This is a genomic window from Rheinheimera pacifica, from assembly GCF_024809855.1.
Taxonomy (GTDB): Bacteria; Pseudomonadota; Gammaproteobacteria; order Enterobacterales; family Alteromonadaceae; genus Alishewanella; species Alishewanella pacifica_A.
This window is the reverse complement of sequence record NZ_JANUEM010000005.1, coordinates 92,488-111,030: the sequence shown is the minus strand read 5'-3', so window position 1 is coordinate 111,030 and position 18,543 is coordinate 92,488. Positions and strand designations below refer to the sequence as shown.

The window sequence follows — 18,543 nt, the reverse complement described above, 5'->3', positions numbered from 1 at the left end:
TGATCCAGCATAAAAAACCGGCCAACAAAACAGTAAAAGTATTAAAACGGTGCGCTGGCAGTAAACTCCATGGCCTGAGCACTAAGCGGGTGTACAAAGCGGATATACTCGGCGTGTAGCATTAAACGTGGGCTTTGTGCTGCAATAGCTTGCGGCGCATACAAGGTGTCGCCGAGCATGGCATGGCCCAGCGCCAACATATGCACCCGCAATTGATGCGAGCGCCCGGTAACCGGCTCCAGCTGTACCCGGCTTTGGTTGGTGTCAGCGTTGTAACTTAACAGCTGATAACGGCTTTGTGACGGCTTACCCTGTTGCGGGCACACTTTATACAGGGGCCGGTGTTGCTCATCGGCGGCAATGGCTAAATCAATCACCCCTCTGGGCTTGGCAAGCTTGCCTTCCACTACGGCAATATAATGTTTTTGCACAGTACGGGCCTGAAACTGCTTACTGATATCTGACAATACTCTTTTTGTCAGCGGCAGAATCACCAGCCCGGAAGTATCGTAATCCAGCCGGTGCACCACCTCGGCAAAAGGAAACTCACGCTGTACACGGCGGATAAGACAATCCTGATTTTGCGGATGTCGCCCCGGCACGGTAAGCAGCTGTGCAGGTTTGTTTACCACCAGCAGCACATCGTCTTCGTACACTATCTGGTATGGCTCGCTGGTTGCCGGTAATATTGCCAGATCGTCAGTGCTGTTACTCATGGGGTTCTCCGTAGTTTTAACGGCGGCTATTATGCCGTAAAACCCCTTCGTCTGCTGGTTAAATTCAGCTAAGCTAAGCGCTTTTCCGCCAAAGCTTTCACCTTATGACCGAACCTTTTGTATATACCCCGCCCGTTGAGCCCTGGCTTGAGGTGCTATATCAGGACAAAGATCTGATTGTGCTGAATAAACCCAGCGGCCTGCTGACCAACCCCGGCCGCGGTGAACATTTAGCCGACTGCCTGCTAAGCAGGGTGCAGCAGCAATACCCGCTGGCGCAACTGGTGCACCGGCTGGATATGGCCACCTCCGGCGTGGTGGTTATTGCACTGCGCCGCGCTAGCGAGCGGGCGCTAAAACAGCAATTTGCCGATCGCACTGTCAGCAAACGCTACCTGGCTGTAGTTTGGGGCACACTGCAACAGGCTGAAGGCACGGTTGATATGCCGCTGATAGCCGACAGCAGTAATCCGCCCAAACAGAAAGTGTGTTACAGCCAGGGCAAGAGCGCCATTACCCATTACCGGCTGTTGCAGCAATTACCTGATCGGGCTCTGGTAGAGCTAAAACCCGTTACCGGGCGCTCGCATCAGCTACGTATGCATATGCTGGCACTGGGGCACCCGATACTGGGCGATGCGTTTTACGCCAGTGGTGCTGCCTTTAATGCCGCCCCGCGCTTATTGCTGCATGCCGCCACGCTGGAGTTAAACCAGCCGTACAACGGCAAACGGCTAAGGTTTGATGCCGACACTGACTTTGTCAGTGCTGCCGGCCAGTTAAACAGCATATAAAAAACGCCTCACAAGAAGGCGTTTTTAACGTATTAAATATAAGGAGGCTGGAAACCCGATCTGGTCGGCGCAGAGTGTCTGAGCCCTGCCGCAGGCATTAGGGCGAGTTGCTGCGGCGAGCCAGAGCGGGTATTGCGGCCGTATTGTTACAGCATTATAAATTCTGCTCAAATAACTTATAAATACGGCGGTACTCATCCAGCCAGCTGCTTGGCTGGCGAAAGCCGTGCGGCTCTACCGGGTAAATTGCCGTTTCAAAGTTAATGTTTTCCTGCTCAATTAACCGCTGCACTAAACGCACAACATCCTGAAAGAACACGTTGTCATCAACCATAGGCGCATTAATCAGCAACGGCTTTTTCAGGCCCTGGGTAAAGTAAATCGGTGAGCTGCGCTCATAAGCGATAGGGTCAATGGCCGGCGTATTCAGAATGTTAGACGTATACGCATAGTTGTAATAAGCCCAGTCACTCACCGGGCGCAGTGCTGCACCAGCCTGGAATAAATCAGGTTCGGTAAACAGTGCCATAAAGGTCATAAAGCCACCATAAGAGCCCCCGTAAGTACCAATACGGTTACGGTCGACATTGGCATTTGCCACCATCCAGTTTACGCCATCAACTAAATCTTCAATCTCTGGTGTACCCATGCGGCGGTAAATGGCGGTGCGCCAGTCGCGGCCATAACCTTTTGATGCCCGGTAATCCATATCCATTACCACGTAGCCTTGCTGTACCAACAAGTTGTGGAAGAAAAACTCACGGAAATAACCGGACCAGCCCAAATCGCTGTTTTGCAGATAACCCGCGCCGTGGTTAAAAATAACGGCGCGGCGTTTTTCGCCCTGCTTGTAGTCGGCCGGGTAATATACTTTAGAGAACACCGGATGATCACCATGGCTTGAAGGCACCGCCACTACCTGTGGTGCTACCAGCGGTAACTGTTTAAACTCTGCTGATATGGTGTCGGTCAGGCGTTTAACTTCTGCGCCAGGCGTTGCATCAGCCACATACAGCTCTTCCGGCAACAGGTTGGTAGAATGACGCAGTAACAGTTTTTGTTCGTCCGGCGACAGCGTAAAGTCGGTGCTGCCACCCAGTTTGGTTAGTTGCTCAGTGTTACCACTGGCTAATACCGCACGGTACACCTCATAGTTGCCCGGGTGCGCCACATTGGCTTTAAAGTAAATAAACTGATCATTGCTGCTCAGCACCGGATCACTAACTTCAAAAGTACCACTGGTCAGTTTTTTAGCTTTGCCCTTCAGCGGCTTAATATATAAATGCGAGTAACCGGATCCTTCCGACAGGTAATACAGGCTGTCGGTATTGTTTAACCAGCCGTAGTCGTTAAATGAATAATTAACCCAGGCGGTGTCATGTAACCGGTGCTGTGGCACCAGTGTTTTTTTCTGTAAATCGACAGTTGCTATCCAGCGGTCTTTGTTGTCCAGTGCTTTAAGCATCAGGGCAACGTGTTCACCGCTGCTGTGCCAGCGCATAGCGCTTTGCGTCCAGTACCAGTCATTCATCAGGCCGATATCACGGATAATTTTTTCACTTTTGTATTTTTCACCACGGGCTTTGGCATTTTCTGCTTTAACCTCAGCCAGTACGTCTTCGTTGTAACCCGGCAGGCTGGTGTAGCTTAACTCGCTGCTGCTACCGTCTTTAAGGTTTAACAACAAAATACGCTGCGCAGCAGGAATAACATCATTAACCCGGCCACGCACCGGCTGGGCGGCGATATCGCCGTTAGCGGTAATGTAGTTTGGCATAATATCTTTGTCGTTTCGCTTACCGGCTTTACGTACCGATACCAACATATAGTCAGCTTTAGGTGACAAGCTTGCACCCACTACCTGTAAATCTTTACCCAGATAAAAGGCTTTTGGCGCCATGCTGCTGTTTTGTGCCTGTAGCTGCTGCTGTGCAGCATAACGCTGTTCAGCATTTTTTTGCTCCAGCGCGACAAACTCAATTAGTTTACGTTGCTCTTGTGCCAGGTAGCCTTTGGGCACGGCAGGTGCCTTGGGGGCTTCAGCCAGTTGTAAGTTAGCCAGTTCAGTGCGGTTGCCTGAAGCCAGATCGATAGCGTAATAGGTCCAACCTTCGCGGTACGCTACCCGGCCATCAAGCAAAAACAGCGGATCAGCCTGCACGGCGCTGTCGCGGGTTAACTGAATTAATTCAGCGTTTGCCATGCGGCGCACAAACAGGTTGCCTTCAAAAATATAAGCCTGCAGGCTACGGTCTTTATTGTATACCGCATTGGCACTGCCTATCTGATGCTGGCTGGCTAATGCCACCTGCTCACCATTGCCTTGTGCCGCCAACGGCCTTACAAACCAGTCACGCAGCTCATTACCTTGCTGCTTACGCTGATAAAACACCTGTTGGCTGTCAGCACTCCACAGCGCCTGCTCAGGCTGGCGGCCAAGCCAGTCCGGATCGGCCATAATCTGTTCCATGCTCAGTTTAATACTGGCATCGCCATTAAATACCTGCGGTACACTGATAGCGGATGTTTGATAGGTTTGTGGCTCGGCTTTTTTGGCCTGCAACGGGCTGGTTAGTACTAAGCTGCACAACGCGACAGCCAGCACTGAATGACGGATCTTAGTCATAGTGAGTTTCTTATAGTAGTAAAAGACGCTCTGTTATACAAAGAGCGCAGATGTAACGCAACTGACACACCAACAGATGCGGCTGACAGCAAAGCAGATAAGATTAACAGACAGAAAAAAGCCGGCCTGAAGCAGACCGGCAAATACAGCGTGAATAACAAGTATTCGAACAGCTGTGGAGAAGTTAAGCGGCTATTTTAACGCTGATTTCAGTTAAACGGGCCATTGCTGCGGTAAGTGCCGCCTGTTGTGCGTCCGTTCCCATATTAAGGCCTTCTGCATAAACAAAATGCAGATCCTTTAAACCAACGAAGTTAAAAAATGTTTGTAAAAACGGTGTCTGGCTATCCAGGCCGGTACCCTGATAAATACCACCACGGGCGGCAAAAATTACCACCGGTTTATCATCCAGCAAACCTACCGGGCCCTGCTCAGTGTATTTAAAGGTAATACCGGCGCGTGCTACCCGGTCAAGCAGGGCTTTTAACTGTGACGGTATGCCAAAGTTGTACATGGGTACGCCTAAAACAATCACGTCAGCTGCTTTAACACGGGCAACAATATCGTCAGATATCGCAGCCAGGCGCTGCTGCTCGCTGCTGCGTTGCTCTGCCGGTGTCATCCAGGCGGCCATTTCGGCCATTTCCAGGTGTGGTACCGGTGTAGCGTTTAAATCCAGGGTGTCCAGGTTAAAGCTGCCTTCTGGTAACCGGGCAATAAATTGTTGCGCTAACTGAGCTGAATGACCTTTGTCACCACTAATAGAGCTGTTAATCAGTAGAATATGTTTCATGATCGTCTCCCGTTGTAAGTGAACACATAATAACGTATGTTTTTAGGAAGAAAATAACAATAAAACGCACATACCTTTCTAATTTTTAATTCATTAAACGAGCAATCCAGAACATCTTATAACGCGTAAATATAGCCACACAGCTGCAATACCGGTAACAGCGTAATCAGGAACTTAAAACATGTTGAAGTTAGCCAAGGTAGCAAGGCATGATAGGGGATCCCCGCCAAAACAGGACACTCAAGCCTCTATGTCAAGGCCAGAAATTACCAATAACAACTGGGACGAGGCACTTACTTTTGTTGCCCTGCAACGCGATCGCAGTGCTTATGCAGAACTGTTTAATTATTTTGCTCCCAGGCTGAAAGCTTTTGGTATGAAAATGTTCGGTAATGAGCAGCAGGCCTTAGAAATGGTGCAGGACACCATGCTCAACGTCTGGAAAAAAGCGGTATTATTTGATGCGTCCCGCGGCTGTGCTTCTACCTGGATTTTTACCATTGCCAGAAATGTGCGCTTTGACATGCTGCGTAAAAAGCAAAGCCGTAAAGATGATGTCAGTGCCGACGATTTATGGCTTAACGGTGAGTACCCCGAGCAGGAAGCTGACACTGATACATCACAATGGGATACCCAGTTGCTAATGGATAAGTTAGCGCCATATTTTACCAGCCTGCCACCGGCGCAGCGCGAGATAATTGAAAAAGTATATTTGCAGGAAAAATCGCATCAGGAAGTATCGGATGAACTGGCGATCCCACTGGGCACAGTAAAATCGCGCATCCGCTTAGCGCTGGACAGATTAAGAGAGGCATTAGATGGCGCACGCAATTAAGTTTCATCCCGGTATGTCGCTGCTGGAACAACATGCCGAAGGCACCTTAAGTGCTGATATAGCGCTGGCTGTGGCAGCCCATATTGACCTGTGCCCGCATTGTCAGCAGCTTAGCCGTGACATTACTACGGATTTAGCCTGCCAGCTGGCACAACAACCGGTTAAAACCAACAACACCGACTGGCAGCAGATGCTTAATGACATTATGGCGCAGCCGCAATTGCCTAAACAGGCAACTACCATGCAGCAGCAAGTGTCGGCACAGCAAGCTGAGCCTATCATAGTTAACCAGCGCGAGTTTATACTGCCACGCTCTTTGCAACGTCTGGCAGCAAACCGCTGTAAGTGGTTGCAGTTAGGTGGTATAGCAACGGCAAAATTGCCGGCAGGCAACGATTACCATATATCGTTACTTTATATTGATAAAAATACTGAAGTTCCGCAGCACACGCATTTGGGGCTGGAGATGACATTAGTGCTGGCCGGTAAAATTGTTGATGAAAACGGTGAATACAGTGCGGGAGATTTACTGATTAATTCACCAGACGATACCCATACCCCGCGTACTATGGCAGACGAAGATTGCCTGTGTCTGTCGGTATTAAGCGCGCCGTTAAAGTTTAAAAAAGGTTTAACCCGGCTGCTTAACCCGCTACAGCAGTTTTTTTACTAACCGCCATTCCGTATTAACGCCAGCCATTGCTGGCGTTTTTATCTGCTTGCTTTAACACAACAGCGCAGTACCACCTTTTAGGTTAAATACCTGCTTAAAGCCCAAACGCCCCAACACCTTGCAGGCTACCAGGCTACGGTTACCCGAGCGGCATACCAGCAATAACGGTTGTTCGCTATATAATTGCCGGTGAATAACTGCATCGGCCAGTTTAGATAACGGAATTTCCTGCACTTTATGCTGTGCCAGATAAGCCGGCGGTAAATACTGTGCCAACGCACCGGCACTTTGCTCGTGCGGTTCACGTACATCTACTACCTGCATGTGTGGCCATTGTTGTAAAAACGCTGCCAGTTGTTCTGCTGCAATCACATCCGTGGCGTCAGACAAACTTACCTCAACCAAACCACAAAAATAACTGCTGGCCTGCTGTAACGTAACGGCTTGCTGCTGCAACTGCGGGTGCCAATCAGCTGCTGGCTGATTATTCAGCAGCGCCTGTATCAGCGGTTGCTCAGTTGCTGCCAGCGCCAGGCTGGTAAAAAAGCGCTGGGCGTAATCGTGGCTGGATAACAACAAAGTATGCTGCTCTACTTTGCCAGCCAGCAAACGGATGCTGTTTGCCAGTGCAGAAATATCACCGCCGGGTAAATCGGTGCGGCCAACCCCACCCGGCAGTATGACATCACCGGTAAATGCACATAGCAGCTGTTGCTGCTTGTACAGCAAAATACTTACCGCTTCAGGCGTGTGGCCCGGAGTTGCCAACCGGGTTAGCAGATAAGGCCCAAGCTGAATTTCAGGGCAATGTTCAGGCCAGCCTAATACATCACAGCCGTTGCCAGCGCAAGGATTGCCCAGCAAGGTTAATAACTCTGTGCGTGCTGACTGGTGATCCTGATGCAAATGAGTATCCAGCACCGCTTTTAACTTTAAACCATGGCCCTGAATAATATTGGCAATACGCCCGGCCAGCGGCAATACCGGATCTATCACCAGTGCTTCGAGGCTGTCAGGGCAGATCAGCACATAACTGCACAAGGCTTCATGCTTTAGCTGCAGTAAACCACGGGCATGAATTTCCAGTGTTGGTGTGGCATCGGTCAACACCAGGCAATGCTTGGATACCACCGTTTTAAGTGCCGCAATAGCCTGGCAGGCATGCTCACATTCAGCTTTGGTCATCGCCGGGCCAAAAGATAAACGGATAGCGCCCTGCGAGCGCCAGCTGTCCAGCCCCATGGCATCAAGCACAAAACTGCTGGGTACTTTAGAGCTACAAGCCGAGCCAGAGCTTACCCGGATCCCGGCAGCATCAAACAAATCCATAATGTCTTTGCTGTAAAAGCCCGGCACTGAAAAATTAATGGTGGTTGGCACTACATGCGGTACATCGCTGTTAAGCTGCATGGCAGGAAACACCTGCTGCAATGCAGCAATAAGTTGCTGCCGGTATTGCCAAAGCGTGGCTTCAGTTTGAAACGCCGAGCCGCTTGTTTTGGCCAGTTCAGAGAAAATAGCGTGCAAAGCGGCAATACCTGGCAGGTTTTCAGTACCAGAGCGTAAACCGCTCTCCTGACCACCACCGGCAATAAAAGGCTGATAAGGCGTGCCTTTACGCACATACAAAAAGCCGATGCCTTTAGGCGCGTACAGTTTATGGCCGCTAAAGGGCGCGTAATCGATGCTGGTAGCAGCAATATTTAGCGGCATTTTCCCCAGCGCCTGTACGCAATCTACCATCCAGTACACTTGCGGGTTAACACTGCGGATCAGTTGCTCCAGCGCCACCAAATCCTGCTTTACGCCGGTTTCGTTATTCGCCGCCATAGTGCAGATCATTACGGCACCGGGCAGGTTCTCGCGGATAAAGTCGCTGTCGAGCACACCATGCCGGTTCACCGGAATAGCTTTTATCGTAGCATTAAGCTGTAATACCCGGTTCCAGTGCTTCAGGCTTTCCGGCACTGCTTTATGCTCTGTAGCGCCATACAGTAATAAGGTTGCAGCACCGGTTTTACCCTGTGCCCTGGCTGCCATTAATGCCGAGACAATCGAGGTTTGAATACCCTCTGTTGCACCCGAAGTAAATACAATATCACCGCTGCTGGCGCCAATTAACTGTCTGGCCAGAGCGCGGGTGGTTTCCAGCTCAGCTTTAGCTTTAATACCGGTAGCATGGCTGCTGCTGGGGTTACCATAACCACGCTGCATTGCATGCATCGCCGCCTCAGCTGCAACCGGCAATACCGGTGTAGTAGCGTTGTTATCCAGATACACTTCTGTATGCGCCGCGCCTTTCATAGCATTTGCCTCTGCCTGATATAACTAAAAAGAATATGTTATTCCGCACAATAATAACTGGCAGGCTGGCACAGCTCAAGCGCCAATAGCGCATTAAATAACAAACCGCCCGAAGGCGGTTGGTATTTAGCAGTTTACTCGACCAGATCTTTGGGGATCTGCGGCCGTAACTCCGACCAGACTAAGCCGCTTTCTTTACCGTATTTACGTACGGCAAACACCACCTCGTCAAACTTGCCGTTCTCAGCGTAGAGTTTGATCTGATGATAATACTTACGCGCCAGCTCACGGGCTTTGGGGTGCGAAAAGTAAAAACGGGCAATCTTGTTATATAAACCACGAAAGCCGTTTAAAATCAGCACATAAATACGATTAGCTGAATGTAATGCCAGTTCGTGATTTAAATTATAGTCAAATTCAGCAAATGCCTCTGCAGTATCTTCCAGTGTTTCAGCAGTGGCAAACAGTTCTGCTACCTGCTGTGCATGGTTTTTGATCGCACCACGGATATAAATTGCGCTGATATTGGTACGGGCAGATAACAGATCATCTACCAGTTTGGGCATTTGGTCTTCGTCTAACCGTGCCAGCGTTTCGAGAATATTTAAACCGGAAGTTTCCCAGTAATTATTCACTTTTGTTGGCTTGCCATGCTGAATAGTTAACCAGCCGTCACGAGCTAAACGCTGTAAAACTTCACGCAAAGTGGTACGGGTTACGCCTATCAGTTCAGATAATTCACGCTCTGCTGGTAATATAGAACCAGGGGCAAATTTTCCGTTCCAGATCGAGTCTACAATATACTCTTCAGCAAACCCGGCCGGGCTTTGTGCTTTAATCAGATTAGTCATGCGGATCTGTCCGTCTTTTTGTTCAGAAAAAAAGTTGACTGATTGTACCAGAGCGCCAACAGTTAACAAGCCACCCTTCTAAATTAGCCCGACACCGCAGCCGGATTGTGCATTAGGCTTAAATACCGTAGATTAACCGCAGCTGAAGAAAACTCCCGTCAGAAGGATAAAAAATGCTACAACAGATCAAACGTTTATCTATGCAGCGCTGGCCATGGATGCTGCTGATATTATCCTGCCTGGGGTTATTGGCCAGCGCGCTGTATTTTCAGTATGGGCTGAACTTACAGCCTTGTATTAAATGTATTTATATCCGTAGTGCTTTTGTTGGCGTATTACTGGCTGCCATTATTGGCTTGCTGGCACCTGCCAATGCATTGTTCAGGCTGCTGGCCGTGTTTGGTGTACTTGTATCTGCCGGTTTTGGCATTATGCAAGCCAACGAGCTGCTGCATATTGAGCAACTACTGGCAGAAGGCGGCTTTTTCAGTTGCGCTCTGTTTGCTGAGTTTCCAACCTGGATGCCGTTGGATCAATGGCTGCCAAGTGTATTTGAACCTACTGGCAGTTGTGGCGATACCAGTTGGCAATTTTTAGATAAAAGTATGGCATTCTGGAGTGCGGTATCGCTTTGGATCTATGCTGTAATAGCAATAATACTGCTACTAAGCCAGCCGGTAAGGATTAGCAATAACCCTTACCGCGATTAGTGCTTTTTGATAAAACAACACCGGCTATCGCCGGTGTTGTTTTATCTGTTCCAGCTTAGCTAAGCGCAGGATAATCGGTATAACCCTCAGCACCGCTGGCATAAAACAGCTCGGGCCTGGGCGTATTTAATGGTGCATCTTTGGCAAAACGTTGCACTAAATCCGGGTTAGCAATATAAGGCACACCAAAGGCTACCGCATCGGCCGTACCTGCTGCCAGTGCGGCTTCAGCCGAGGCTTTATCAAACTTCTCGTTGGCGATATACAAACCACCGAATTGCTGTTTTAGTTTTGGCCCCAGGCTGTCATCGCCCTGTGCTTCGCGGGCACAAATAAAAGCAATACCGCGCTTACCCAGTTGCTGCGCTACATAGCCAAAGGTATCGCCACGTTGCGAGTCACCCATAGCATGTGCATCAGCGCGTGGCGCTAAATGCATACCCACCCGGCCTGCGCCCCAAACAGCGATCACGGCGTCGGTAACTTCCAGCATTAAACGGGCACGGTTTTCAATACTGCCACCGTAACTGTCGGTGCGTTTATTGGTGCTGTCCTGTAAAAACTGGTCCAGCAAATAGCCGTTGGCACCGTGAATTTCCACGCCGTCAAAACCGGCTTTTTTCGCATTTTCTGCCCCCAGGCGGTAAGCCTCAACAATACCGGCAATTTCAGCGGTTTCCAGTGCTCTTGGCGTAACATACGGCTTTTTCGGCCGCATTAAGCTAACATGGCCTTCTGCCGCTATGGCGCTGGGGGCAACCGGCAACTGGCCGTCTAAATAATGCGGATCAGAGATACGGCCAACATGCCATAATTGCAGCATTATCCGGCCACCGGCGTTATGTACTGCGGCAGTAATTTTGCGCCAACCGGCAACTTGCTCGTCTGACCAAATACCAGGCGTGTCGGGGTAACCCACGCCCATTGGCGTAACAGAAGTGGCCTCGGTTAAAATAAGCCCGGCACTAGCGCGCTGCACATAATATTCTGCCATCAGCTCATTAGGCACCCGGCCCTCACTTGCACGGCAGCGGGTTAATGGCGCCATAATAATGCGATTGGGTAACTGTAAATCACCTACTTTTATCGGGTCAAATAGCGTTGTCATAATATAATCCTATGTGGTTAAGCTACAGTGTAATTGCCGCTTGTTGCTCAGAGTTGGCTACTGATCTGTGCCAGAAATTGCTGGATCAGCACCTCATCCCGTTTAAAAAAATGCCACTGCCCTACTTTCTGGCTGGTAATAGCCCCGGCCCGTTGCAAAGTAGCTAAATGGGCCGACACCGTGCTTTGCGACAAGCCGGTTTTACGTTCAATTTTACCGGCGCATACGCCCAAGCTAAGCGGGTGATCCTGATCAGCAAAATACAGCTCCGGCGTTTTTAGCCAGTGCAAAATATCGCGCCGCACCGGGTGCGCTACCGCCTTTATCAGGTCATCAATGTGTTTTGGGTTAAGTGCCGTCATACGCTCATCTTTAATTTACATATCGCGATGAAACGATATATGTAGTTAAAGCAAAGGCATTTCAAGGGCTGGGTTTAAGTTAAATTATGATTTGTGAAATAGACTGGCTGCATTCGCGAGAAAAGCATTCACCTGATAGTCCTGCAAAATCACCGCTAACTCTCAAGTGAATGTTGTTCAGTCACCTTAAAGAACATCACGGCACAAGAACACGCATACCATGTTCACTTTTTAGAAAGTCTGCAAAGCCATTCGTCACTTGCTGCAGTACATCGTAGTGTTGCTCCACCTGTGAAAACTCGGCACAGCCGCTGGTCATAGCTAGTGCATCAGTTTTGCTAAGGCCGAACATTGCCAACATTTTGTCGTCTTTTATAATACTAAGTTCTGCTACTATAAATGGCGTACCAAAACTTTCCTTGCGTATAAACGATGAGACATATTTAAATCTGTCTCCAGGCATCGAGATATGTTCAAGCAGCAAAACATCACTGTCGTCGTCTTTGCTAAGGTTACGGTAGTGCTCCTGCTCTGATCCTGAGTAAGTAGTGAACATAATGAAGGCTGGTCCCCAGTTTTCTAAATCGTCTTCATCAACGCTATTGCTATATTCCAGTTCAGCTTTTTGGTTAAAACCAACTGGAATACTCCAATCACAGTCCATATAATTCTGGCTTTTGGCCTGACAAGCTGAGGCACAAATCAATACACCTAATAAGGCAATACTCTTTAAAAAGCTCATGGATTAATTACCTGATGATTATTTTTATCGGAATAATGTATCGCGTCAATTCTGAAGCTCGAGTCATAGGTCCACCATATCGAAATACCTATTGGCATGCCGCTAGCAACCGCAGTAGGTCCCAATATCTTAGCCACCAAACCTAAAGCACCTTTTGGAGTGCCAGCAATAATAATGGAGATGTCTGACTTCAGGAAATCTGCCTGTAGCAATTGGACGGCAATTTTTCTTAAATGAAATACTTCTATATTAACAACTCGCTGCAATTGCTGATCAGTATATCTAGCAGCACTTAAACCTTGACCAAGCAACAGCAATCGAAATTCCGGCATCGATATGTTGCTAAGTCTTTTCATTTCTTCCAAGGTTGCATTGCGCATACGCGCTGCCAGAACCCGGTCAATAGTGACGCTTTTATCTTTAATAGAGGCATTGGCTATTTCCTGCTTTCTGCGCAATTTATTACTAACTTTTGGAAAAAGTGTCGTACCGCCTATGAGTAATTGAATAGTTGCCATAAATAAGTAGCATCCCTGATGCAACACGAAAATAACATTTTACATAATAAAAACCATTTATCAACAAAAGTAGACCTGTATTGCCCACCTCAATTGTCAAATTAGCAGTAAACCTAAAGGCAGGAAGCGCTTAACAGCTAGCGCTGCGAGAAAGAGTTGTTTGTGCATCGTTTGATCAGCTAAAAAGCGGAGTTTTGTTTGTGTAGAGCTAGGCACTAAAACCAATGCTTGTGCATCTTTGCGAGAAAATCCTTGGTGATCGGGTAACCAGATTTTGCCCCAATAACTGAGTCAATATTGCATTTGGGGCAAATTGCGCAATCTTCAACAACCCACTCTTCGATTTCCACAGGCTTAAAAATGGACAAGCAATAGAAACAACCGCAAATGTCACTAGCCATTATTTCGGTATAGTGTTCGCTACTGTGTTTATGAGCTGATATGACATCAATCATCCGAAGTTACCTTTAAAAGGTAATAGTTTCACTCACTACCGCTTTTCCATTAAAAAATTCGTTAGCGCCACACCGCGCACTTCTTTTTGCTGCTGCCTTACCACTTCAAAGCCGTAATGCTGAAAAAATGGCTTAGCGGTAATGCTGACATCTGCATAAAAGCGTTTTACACCATAGCGTTTGCCGGCTTTCAGCAGGTGCTTCATTAAAGCTTTACCCACACCTTTGCCCTGATACGCCTGATGACAGAAGAAAAAGTCGATATAGCCGTCGGTTTGCACATCGGCAAAGCCGACAATTTCTTCGTTATGTAGTGCAACAAAAGGCTCGCTTTGCGCCAACCGTGCAGCCCAGACATTAGCGTCATAACGCTGCGGCGCCCAGGCCTGGCGCTGCTCAACGCTGTAATCACGCTGGTTAACATTATGCACGGTGCTATAAAACAACTCGCGCAGTAGCGGCTCTTCGCCGGGTTGATAAGGGCGGATCTGGTACATAACTCACCTGTGAATATTACTGCGTTATTATTTACTGCAGTGCATGTTTAGCACAGTTGTAAAACAACAAAGCCCTGCACTGCAGGGCTTTGTCAGCAACGGTTTGCTATTACAGAATAGCTAACAGCTCAACGTCAAATACCAGTGCACTAAACGGGGCAATAGCATTGCCGGCACCGCGCTCGCCGTAGGCCAGATCGTGCGGGATATATAAACGTAATTTTGAACCTGGCGACATTAGCTGCAGTGCTTCTGTCCAGCCGGCGATAACGCCTGATACCGGGAATTCTGCCGGCTCACCGCGCTGGTAAGAGCTATCGAACACCGTGCCGTCAATTAAGGTACCGTGGTAATGCGTACGTACCGTTGAATTACGGGTAGGTTTTTCACCTTCAGCCGCTACCAGTACTTCGTACTGCAGGCCAGAGGCAGTTACAGTAACTTCAGCGCGCTTGGCGTTTTCTGCCAGGAAGGCTTCACCGGCACCAGCTAATAATTCTGCTTTCTCAGCTTGCTCTGCTTGCATGCGCTCGCTGATCACACCAAAGGCGGCGCGAATTTGCTCGTCGCTAACTTCAGCGTCCTGCTCGGTAAAAGCTGCGATAACACCAGCGGCAACGGCGTTAATATCTAAGCCGTCAAACGGGTTGTCGGCCAGTTGCTGGCCCATTTGTAAACCAATACCATAGCTGGCGTGCTGTTCAAGCGTTGTGTATTTATCTGACATGAGTTCCACTTATGCTAACGAAGCAATGCTTCGGGTTAAAAAGTGCGCCTATGCTAACGCAAAAACGCATGAATGTCTTGCCGCCTCACTCTGCCAGCTGCTGTACCCGTAACCAGATAGCGTTAACGTGCTGCTGATCCTGCTCAGTTAACTCACCATTGGCTATCGCCTGTGTCAATGTGCTGCTAACCTGAGTGATTACATCGGCGGCGGTAAATGGCTCGGCAGCTACCTGCAAGGTGCCTACGGCTAAATCGAAGTGGCCGCGCAGGTAACCTGAGGCAAATAACTCGTCATCGGTAGCAACCGGCACTAAGGCATCAAACAATTCGGCGGCAGCGTCAATAAACTGCTCTGGTACTGATACTGCTGTCATATTAAAGTTCATCCTCATACCCTAAGCGGTACATTACGTAGTCGTTGTAACCGGTTAATATATTGATTAAACCGGTAAGCTGTTGATCCAGCCTGGCGTCGCCGGTATCGGCCAGTAACGGCCTGCCCTCAAGCTGCTGCAATTTGGTTTTACCGGCAATCAGCACAATATTGTCGCGGCCAATAGCACGGATAACCTCTGGCGATAACTGCTGGTTACCACGGCCAAATACATGGCCCTGGCCACCAATTAAGGTGATCACTAATTTACTGGGGTAGCCCTGCACCAGCTCAAACAATTGCGTTGCAGTAACGTCTTTGGCAATAAGCGCGCCGTTTTCTACCACATCTACACCCAGCAGCGTGTTATCCAGGCCAAGCTCTGCCATGACAGCCGCTACGGTAGAGCCTGAGCCCATCACATAGCGCACATTATCTTCCATTTGCGTGGCAACGTAAGCGGCTAAATCGGCCAGCACCAGCTCTTCAGATTCGCGCCCGCCCATTTTTACGCTTTGCACATAACGCAATTGCGCCGGAATGCGCATTTCACCAAAGCGCCGGGCTTTTACCACACCGCTACGAAACGCCTGCTCGTCGATATCCATTACCGGTGCTTCATTAAGTGATACCAGTTCACCGGCAATTAGCTTGGCCACCAGCTTACCGGCGGCCTGGGGCGATATCGCATAAACACCGGAATGAATTTTTACCCCGGCCGGAATACCCAGCACAGTGGTTTGTTCACCTACTGCCGTGCAAATATTACGTGCGGTGCCATCGCCACCGGCAAACAGCAAAATATCTACGCCATTCCCGGCCAGTAGCCTGGCGGCAGTTTCGGTATCTGCAGCTGTGGATGGTAACGTTTGTGGCTGATATACCAACTGATAATTCAGCCCCAGCGCATCACACACACTCTGGCCCATATCACCGGCTACTGTAAGCACGGTAAATTTATCCCGCAGTGGCAACAGCTCAGTTAGCGCAGTAGCGGCACGGTTCATTGCCTGTGGCGTGGCTCCCAGTGCCAGAGCTTGCTCGGCCTGGCCGTCAGAGCCTTTTAAACCGACGCTGCCACCTAAACCGGCCAGCGGGTTAACAATAAGCCCCAGCCGAAACAGATTTGCCATACTGCAATATCCTTTAGCGCACCATAAAAAATGGCGGCTATTGTAAAGCCTTGGCGCCAGCTTTGCTACCCGGCAAGGTTAACGCCAGCAGCGTTGCGGCCAGTGCCAGCAGGGCGGCAATCATAAAGGCCAAACTGGCACCAGTGCCGTTTTGCCAGATTAAACCGGCAAAATAAGCACCAATAGCGCCACCACCACCGAAAATTACACCGGCGTACAATGCCTGGCCACGGCTGCGTAATTTTTTTGGAAAAAACTGCTGAATAAACTGCATGGCACAACTGTGGGCAATGGCAAAGCTACCGGCATGCAGCAACATGCTAAAACACAACAGCCAGACATTATCGGCCACCGTTGCCAGTAAACTCCAGCGTAGCACCGTTAAGCCATAGCACACGCTTAACAGCACACGGTAACTGCGGTTACGCATTAAGTTACCGGCAAAGTAAAACGCCGCTATTTCTGCCGCCACCGCCAGGCCGATAAATAAGCCGGTTTGCGTACCGCTGTAGCCAAGATCGCGGCTGTATAGCGTGAAAAAACCATAAAAAGGCGCAAAGCTCATTTGCAGCAATAAAGCAGCCAGCATAAAACGCAGCAATACGCTGTTTTTAATCAATTTACTAAAGCGCACCGCTTCACTGCTAAGTTCGGCATTTACCGTCACTTTGGGCAGTAAAAATAAGCTGGTAAGCAGTAATACTAAAAACAGCAAGGCAGATAATGGCAAAAACTCACTGCCGTAGCGCTCAAACAGCCAGCCACCCAGCATTACCAGCACAATATAACCTACGCTGCCTGCTGTACGAATGCGGCTGTAAGCGCGGGTGTCATCATTAACAAAGGCAAAGGTAGTAACTTCCAGTTGCGGCAAAATGGCGGTCCAGAAAAAACTGAACAGCGCAAAACCCAACAACAAAGGCCAGAAACCATAATCAGCAAAGCTGCTAAGCCAACCAATAACCGCTAACAAAGCACCAAGACGCATTACGGTTAACGGTTTACCGCTGCGCTCGGCGATCAGCGCCCATACTGTAGGGCCAACAATACGGCTGGCAGTCACAATGGCCAGCAGCAAGCCGATATCAGCCGAGTTTAAGCCACGGCCATCGAGAAACAGGCCGAAATACGGCACAAAAATACCCAGCACGCCAAAATAAGTAAAATAGGCCAGCACTAAGGCTGGCCGGGCAGAAATACTCAACATGCGGCGGTTTAATCTCTGCTGTTGCGGGCAATATCAGGTGTGGCTACCTGTACATGCATATTTTGCGCGCGATGGCGCAGGTAGTGGTCCATCAGCACTATGGCCAGCATAGCTTCGGCAATGGGTACGGCACGAATACCCACACAAGGGTCGTGCCGGCCTTTGGTGACAATATCTACCACTTCGCCGCGGGTGTTAATGCTTTTACCGGGGATGCTGATACTGGACGTCGGCTTAAGTGCCATGCTAACCAGCAGATCCTGGCCGGACGAAATACCGCCCAACACGCCACCGGCATGGTTAGCACTAAAGCCCTGCGGCGTTAATTCATCGCGGTGGGTAGAGCCACGCTGTTCTACCACAGCAAAGCCATCGCCAATTTCTACTGCTTTTACCGCGTTAATGCTCATCATGGCGTGAGCAATATCGGCATCAAGCCGGTCAAACACCGGTTCGCCCCAACCTACCGGCATATTGGTTGCTACTACATTTACCCGGGCACCTACCGAGTCGCCGTCTTTTTTCAGTTGGCGCATATACTCATCCAACGCTTCAAGCCTGGATGGATCCGGGCAAAAAAACGGGTTGTTGTGTACTTCGTCCCAGCTTACCAGTTCAGCTTTTACCGGGCCTAACTGGGCTAAATAGCCGCGAATTTCAATGCCGCATTGCTCAAACAGGTATTTTTTAGCAATAGCCCCTGCCGCCACCCTTACTGCGGTTTCTCGCGCCGATGAGCGGCCACCGCCACGGTAATCACGGATACCAAATTTATGCCAGTAGGTGTAGTCGGCGTGGCCGGGGCGAAACTGCTCTTTAATCTCAGAATAATCCTGCGAGCGCTGATCGGTATTTTCAATCAGCAGGCCAATGCTGGCACCGGTGGTGGTGTTTTCAAATACGCCAGACAGAATTTTAACGGCATCTTCTTCACGCCGTGCCGTAGTGTAGCGTGATGTGCCGGGTTTGCGCCGGTCTAAATCCAGTTGTAAATCGTCGGCGGTTAATGCCATACCCGGCGGGCAACCGTCCACTATACCGCCAATGGCCGGGCCATGGCTTTCACCAAAAGTCGTAACTTTAAACAATTGCCCTATGCTGTTACCGGCCATAGCTG

At 49.4% G+C, this 18,543-nt stretch carries 19 protein-coding genes; 4 read left to right on the top strand and 15 right to left on the bottom strand.

Annotated elements, in window-relative coordinates; all coding sequences use genetic code 11:
- Positions 1-41 precede the first annotated feature (41 nt).
- Positions 42-716, bottom strand: a complete 675-nt coding sequence (locus tag M2404_RS09125) for an RluA family pseudouridine synthase (protein WP_259239417.1) — start codon at positions 714-716, stop codon at positions 42-44.
- Between the two features lie 104 nt (positions 717-820).
- On the opposite strand from M2404_RS09125, the gene M2404_RS09120 reads away from it, so the two are divergent.
- On the top strand, positions 821-1,510 hold the full coding sequence (locus M2404_RS09120; RefSeq protein WP_259239416.1) for an RluA family pseudouridine synthase: 690 nt from the start codon (positions 821-823) through the stop codon (positions 1,508-1,510).
- 154 nt (positions 1,511-1,664) lie between these two features.
- Here the strand turns inward: M2404_RS09120 and M2404_RS09115 are convergent, their stop codons facing one another.
- Complete coding sequence (locus M2404_RS09115) at positions 1,665-4,136, bottom strand: S9 family peptidase (RefSeq protein ID WP_259239414.1); 2,472 nt, start codon at positions 4,134-4,136, stop codon at positions 1,665-1,667.
- 184 nt (positions 4,137-4,320) lie between these two features.
- Positions 4,321-4,929: an FMN-dependent NADH-azoreductase gene (locus M2404_RS09110; protein WP_259239413.1), complete on the bottom strand. Its 609-nt coding sequence runs from the start codon at positions 4,927-4,929 to the stop codon at positions 4,321-4,323.
- Positions 4,930-5,179: 250 nt separating this feature from the next.
- Between M2404_RS09110 and M2404_RS09105 the strand changes: the two genes are divergently transcribed.
- Together M2404_RS09105 and M2404_RS09100 are read left to right on the top strand one after the other, a co-directional pair.
- Positions 5,180-5,764: a sigma-70 family RNA polymerase sigma factor gene (locus tag M2404_RS09105; protein ID WP_259239412.1), complete on the top strand. Its 585-nt coding sequence runs from the start codon at positions 5,180-5,182 to the stop codon at positions 5,762-5,764.
- Positions 5,748-6,437 (top strand): ChrR family anti-sigma-E factor, encoded by a 690-nt coding sequence (locus M2404_RS09100; protein ID WP_259239411.1) that lies wholly within the window; start codon positions 5,748-5,750, stop codon positions 6,435-6,437. Before M2404_RS09105 ends, M2404_RS09100 begins: the two co-directional genes overlap by 17 nt.
- A 51-nt stretch (positions 6,438-6,488) precedes the next feature.
- Here M2404_RS09100 and M2404_RS09095 read toward each other — a convergent pair whose 3' ends face one another.
- Positions 6,489-8,741: an aminotransferase class V-fold PLP-dependent enzyme gene (locus tag M2404_RS09095; RefSeq protein ID WP_259239410.1), complete on the bottom strand. Its 2,253-nt coding sequence runs from the start codon at positions 8,739-8,741 to the stop codon at positions 6,489-6,491.
- Between the two features lie 134 nt (positions 8,742-8,875).
- On the bottom strand, positions 8,876-9,592 hold the full coding sequence (fadR, locus tag M2404_RS09090) for a fatty acid metabolism transcriptional regulator FadR (protein ID WP_259239409.1): 717 nt from the start codon (positions 9,590-9,592) through the stop codon (positions 8,876-8,878).
- A gap of 173 nt (positions 9,593-9,765) precedes the next feature.
- Here fadR and dsbB point away from each other — a divergent pair, with 173 nt between their 5' ends.
- Positions 9,766-10,302: a disulfide bond formation protein DsbB gene (dsbB, locus tag M2404_RS09085; RefSeq protein WP_259239408.1), complete on the top strand. Its 537-nt coding sequence runs from the start codon at positions 9,766-9,768 to the stop codon at positions 10,300-10,302.
- A gap of 55 nt (positions 10,303-10,357) precedes the next feature.
- On the opposite strand, the gene M2404_RS09080 is transcribed toward dsbB, so the two are convergent.
- From M2404_RS09080 to aroC, 10 genes are all read right to left on the bottom strand, one after another.
- Complete coding sequence (locus tag M2404_RS09080) at positions 10,358-11,410, bottom strand: alkene reductase (RefSeq protein ID WP_259239407.1); 1,053 nt, start codon at positions 11,408-11,410, stop codon at positions 10,358-10,360.
- A 47-nt stretch (positions 11,411-11,457) separates the two neighbouring features.
- Entirely contained in the window at positions 11,458-11,772 is a 315-nt protein-coding gene (locus M2404_RS09075; RefSeq protein WP_259239406.1) for an ArsR/SmtB family transcription factor, read from the bottom strand.
- A gap of 196 nt (positions 11,773-11,968) precedes the next feature.
- Positions 11,969-12,514 carry a hypothetical protein gene (locus M2404_RS09070; protein ID WP_259239405.1) on the bottom strand — a complete coding sequence of 182 codons (546 nt, stop codon included), beginning with the start codon at positions 12,512-12,514 and terminating at the stop codon, positions 11,969-11,971.
- Complete coding sequence (locus M2404_RS09065) at positions 12,511-13,032, bottom strand: hypothetical protein (protein ID WP_259239404.1); 522 nt, start codon at positions 13,030-13,032, stop codon at positions 12,511-12,513. Before M2404_RS09065 ends, M2404_RS09070 begins: the two co-directional genes overlap by 4 nt.
- A gap of 490 nt (positions 13,033-13,522) precedes the next feature.
- Positions 13,523-13,984 carry a GNAT family N-acetyltransferase gene (locus M2404_RS09060; protein ID WP_259239403.1) on the bottom strand — a complete coding sequence of 154 codons (462 nt, stop codon included), beginning with the start codon at positions 13,982-13,984 and terminating at the stop codon, positions 13,523-13,525.
- 109 nt (positions 13,985-14,093) lie between these two features.
- Positions 14,094-14,711: a BamJ family beta-barrel-assembly machinery protein gene (locus M2404_RS09055; protein WP_259239402.1), complete on the bottom strand. Its 618-nt coding sequence runs from the start codon at positions 14,709-14,711 to the stop codon at positions 14,094-14,096.
- Between the two features lie 85 nt (positions 14,712-14,796).
- Complete coding sequence (locus M2404_RS09050; RefSeq protein WP_259239401.1) at positions 14,797-15,087, bottom strand: YfcL family protein; 291 nt, start codon at positions 15,085-15,087, stop codon at positions 14,797-14,799.
- A gap of 1 nt (position 15,088) precedes the next feature.
- Positions 15,089-16,219 (bottom strand): ATP-NAD kinase family protein, encoded by a 1,131-nt coding sequence (locus M2404_RS09045; protein ID WP_259239400.1) that lies wholly within the window; start codon positions 16,217-16,219, stop codon positions 15,089-15,091.
- A 37-nt stretch (positions 16,220-16,256) separates the two neighbouring features.
- The gene (locus tag M2404_RS09040; RefSeq protein WP_259239399.1) at positions 16,257-17,426 is read right to left on the bottom strand and encodes an MFS transporter; all 1,170 of its coding nucleotides are present in this window, start codon (positions 17,424-17,426) and stop codon (positions 16,257-16,259) included.
- Between the two features lie 8 nt (positions 17,427-17,434).
- Positions 17,435-18,538 carry a chorismate synthase gene (aroC, locus tag M2404_RS09035; protein ID WP_259239398.1) on the bottom strand — a complete coding sequence of 368 codons (1,104 nt, stop codon included), beginning with the start codon at positions 18,536-18,538 and terminating at the stop codon, positions 17,435-17,437.
- Between the last annotated feature and the right edge of the window lie 5 nt (positions 18,539-18,543).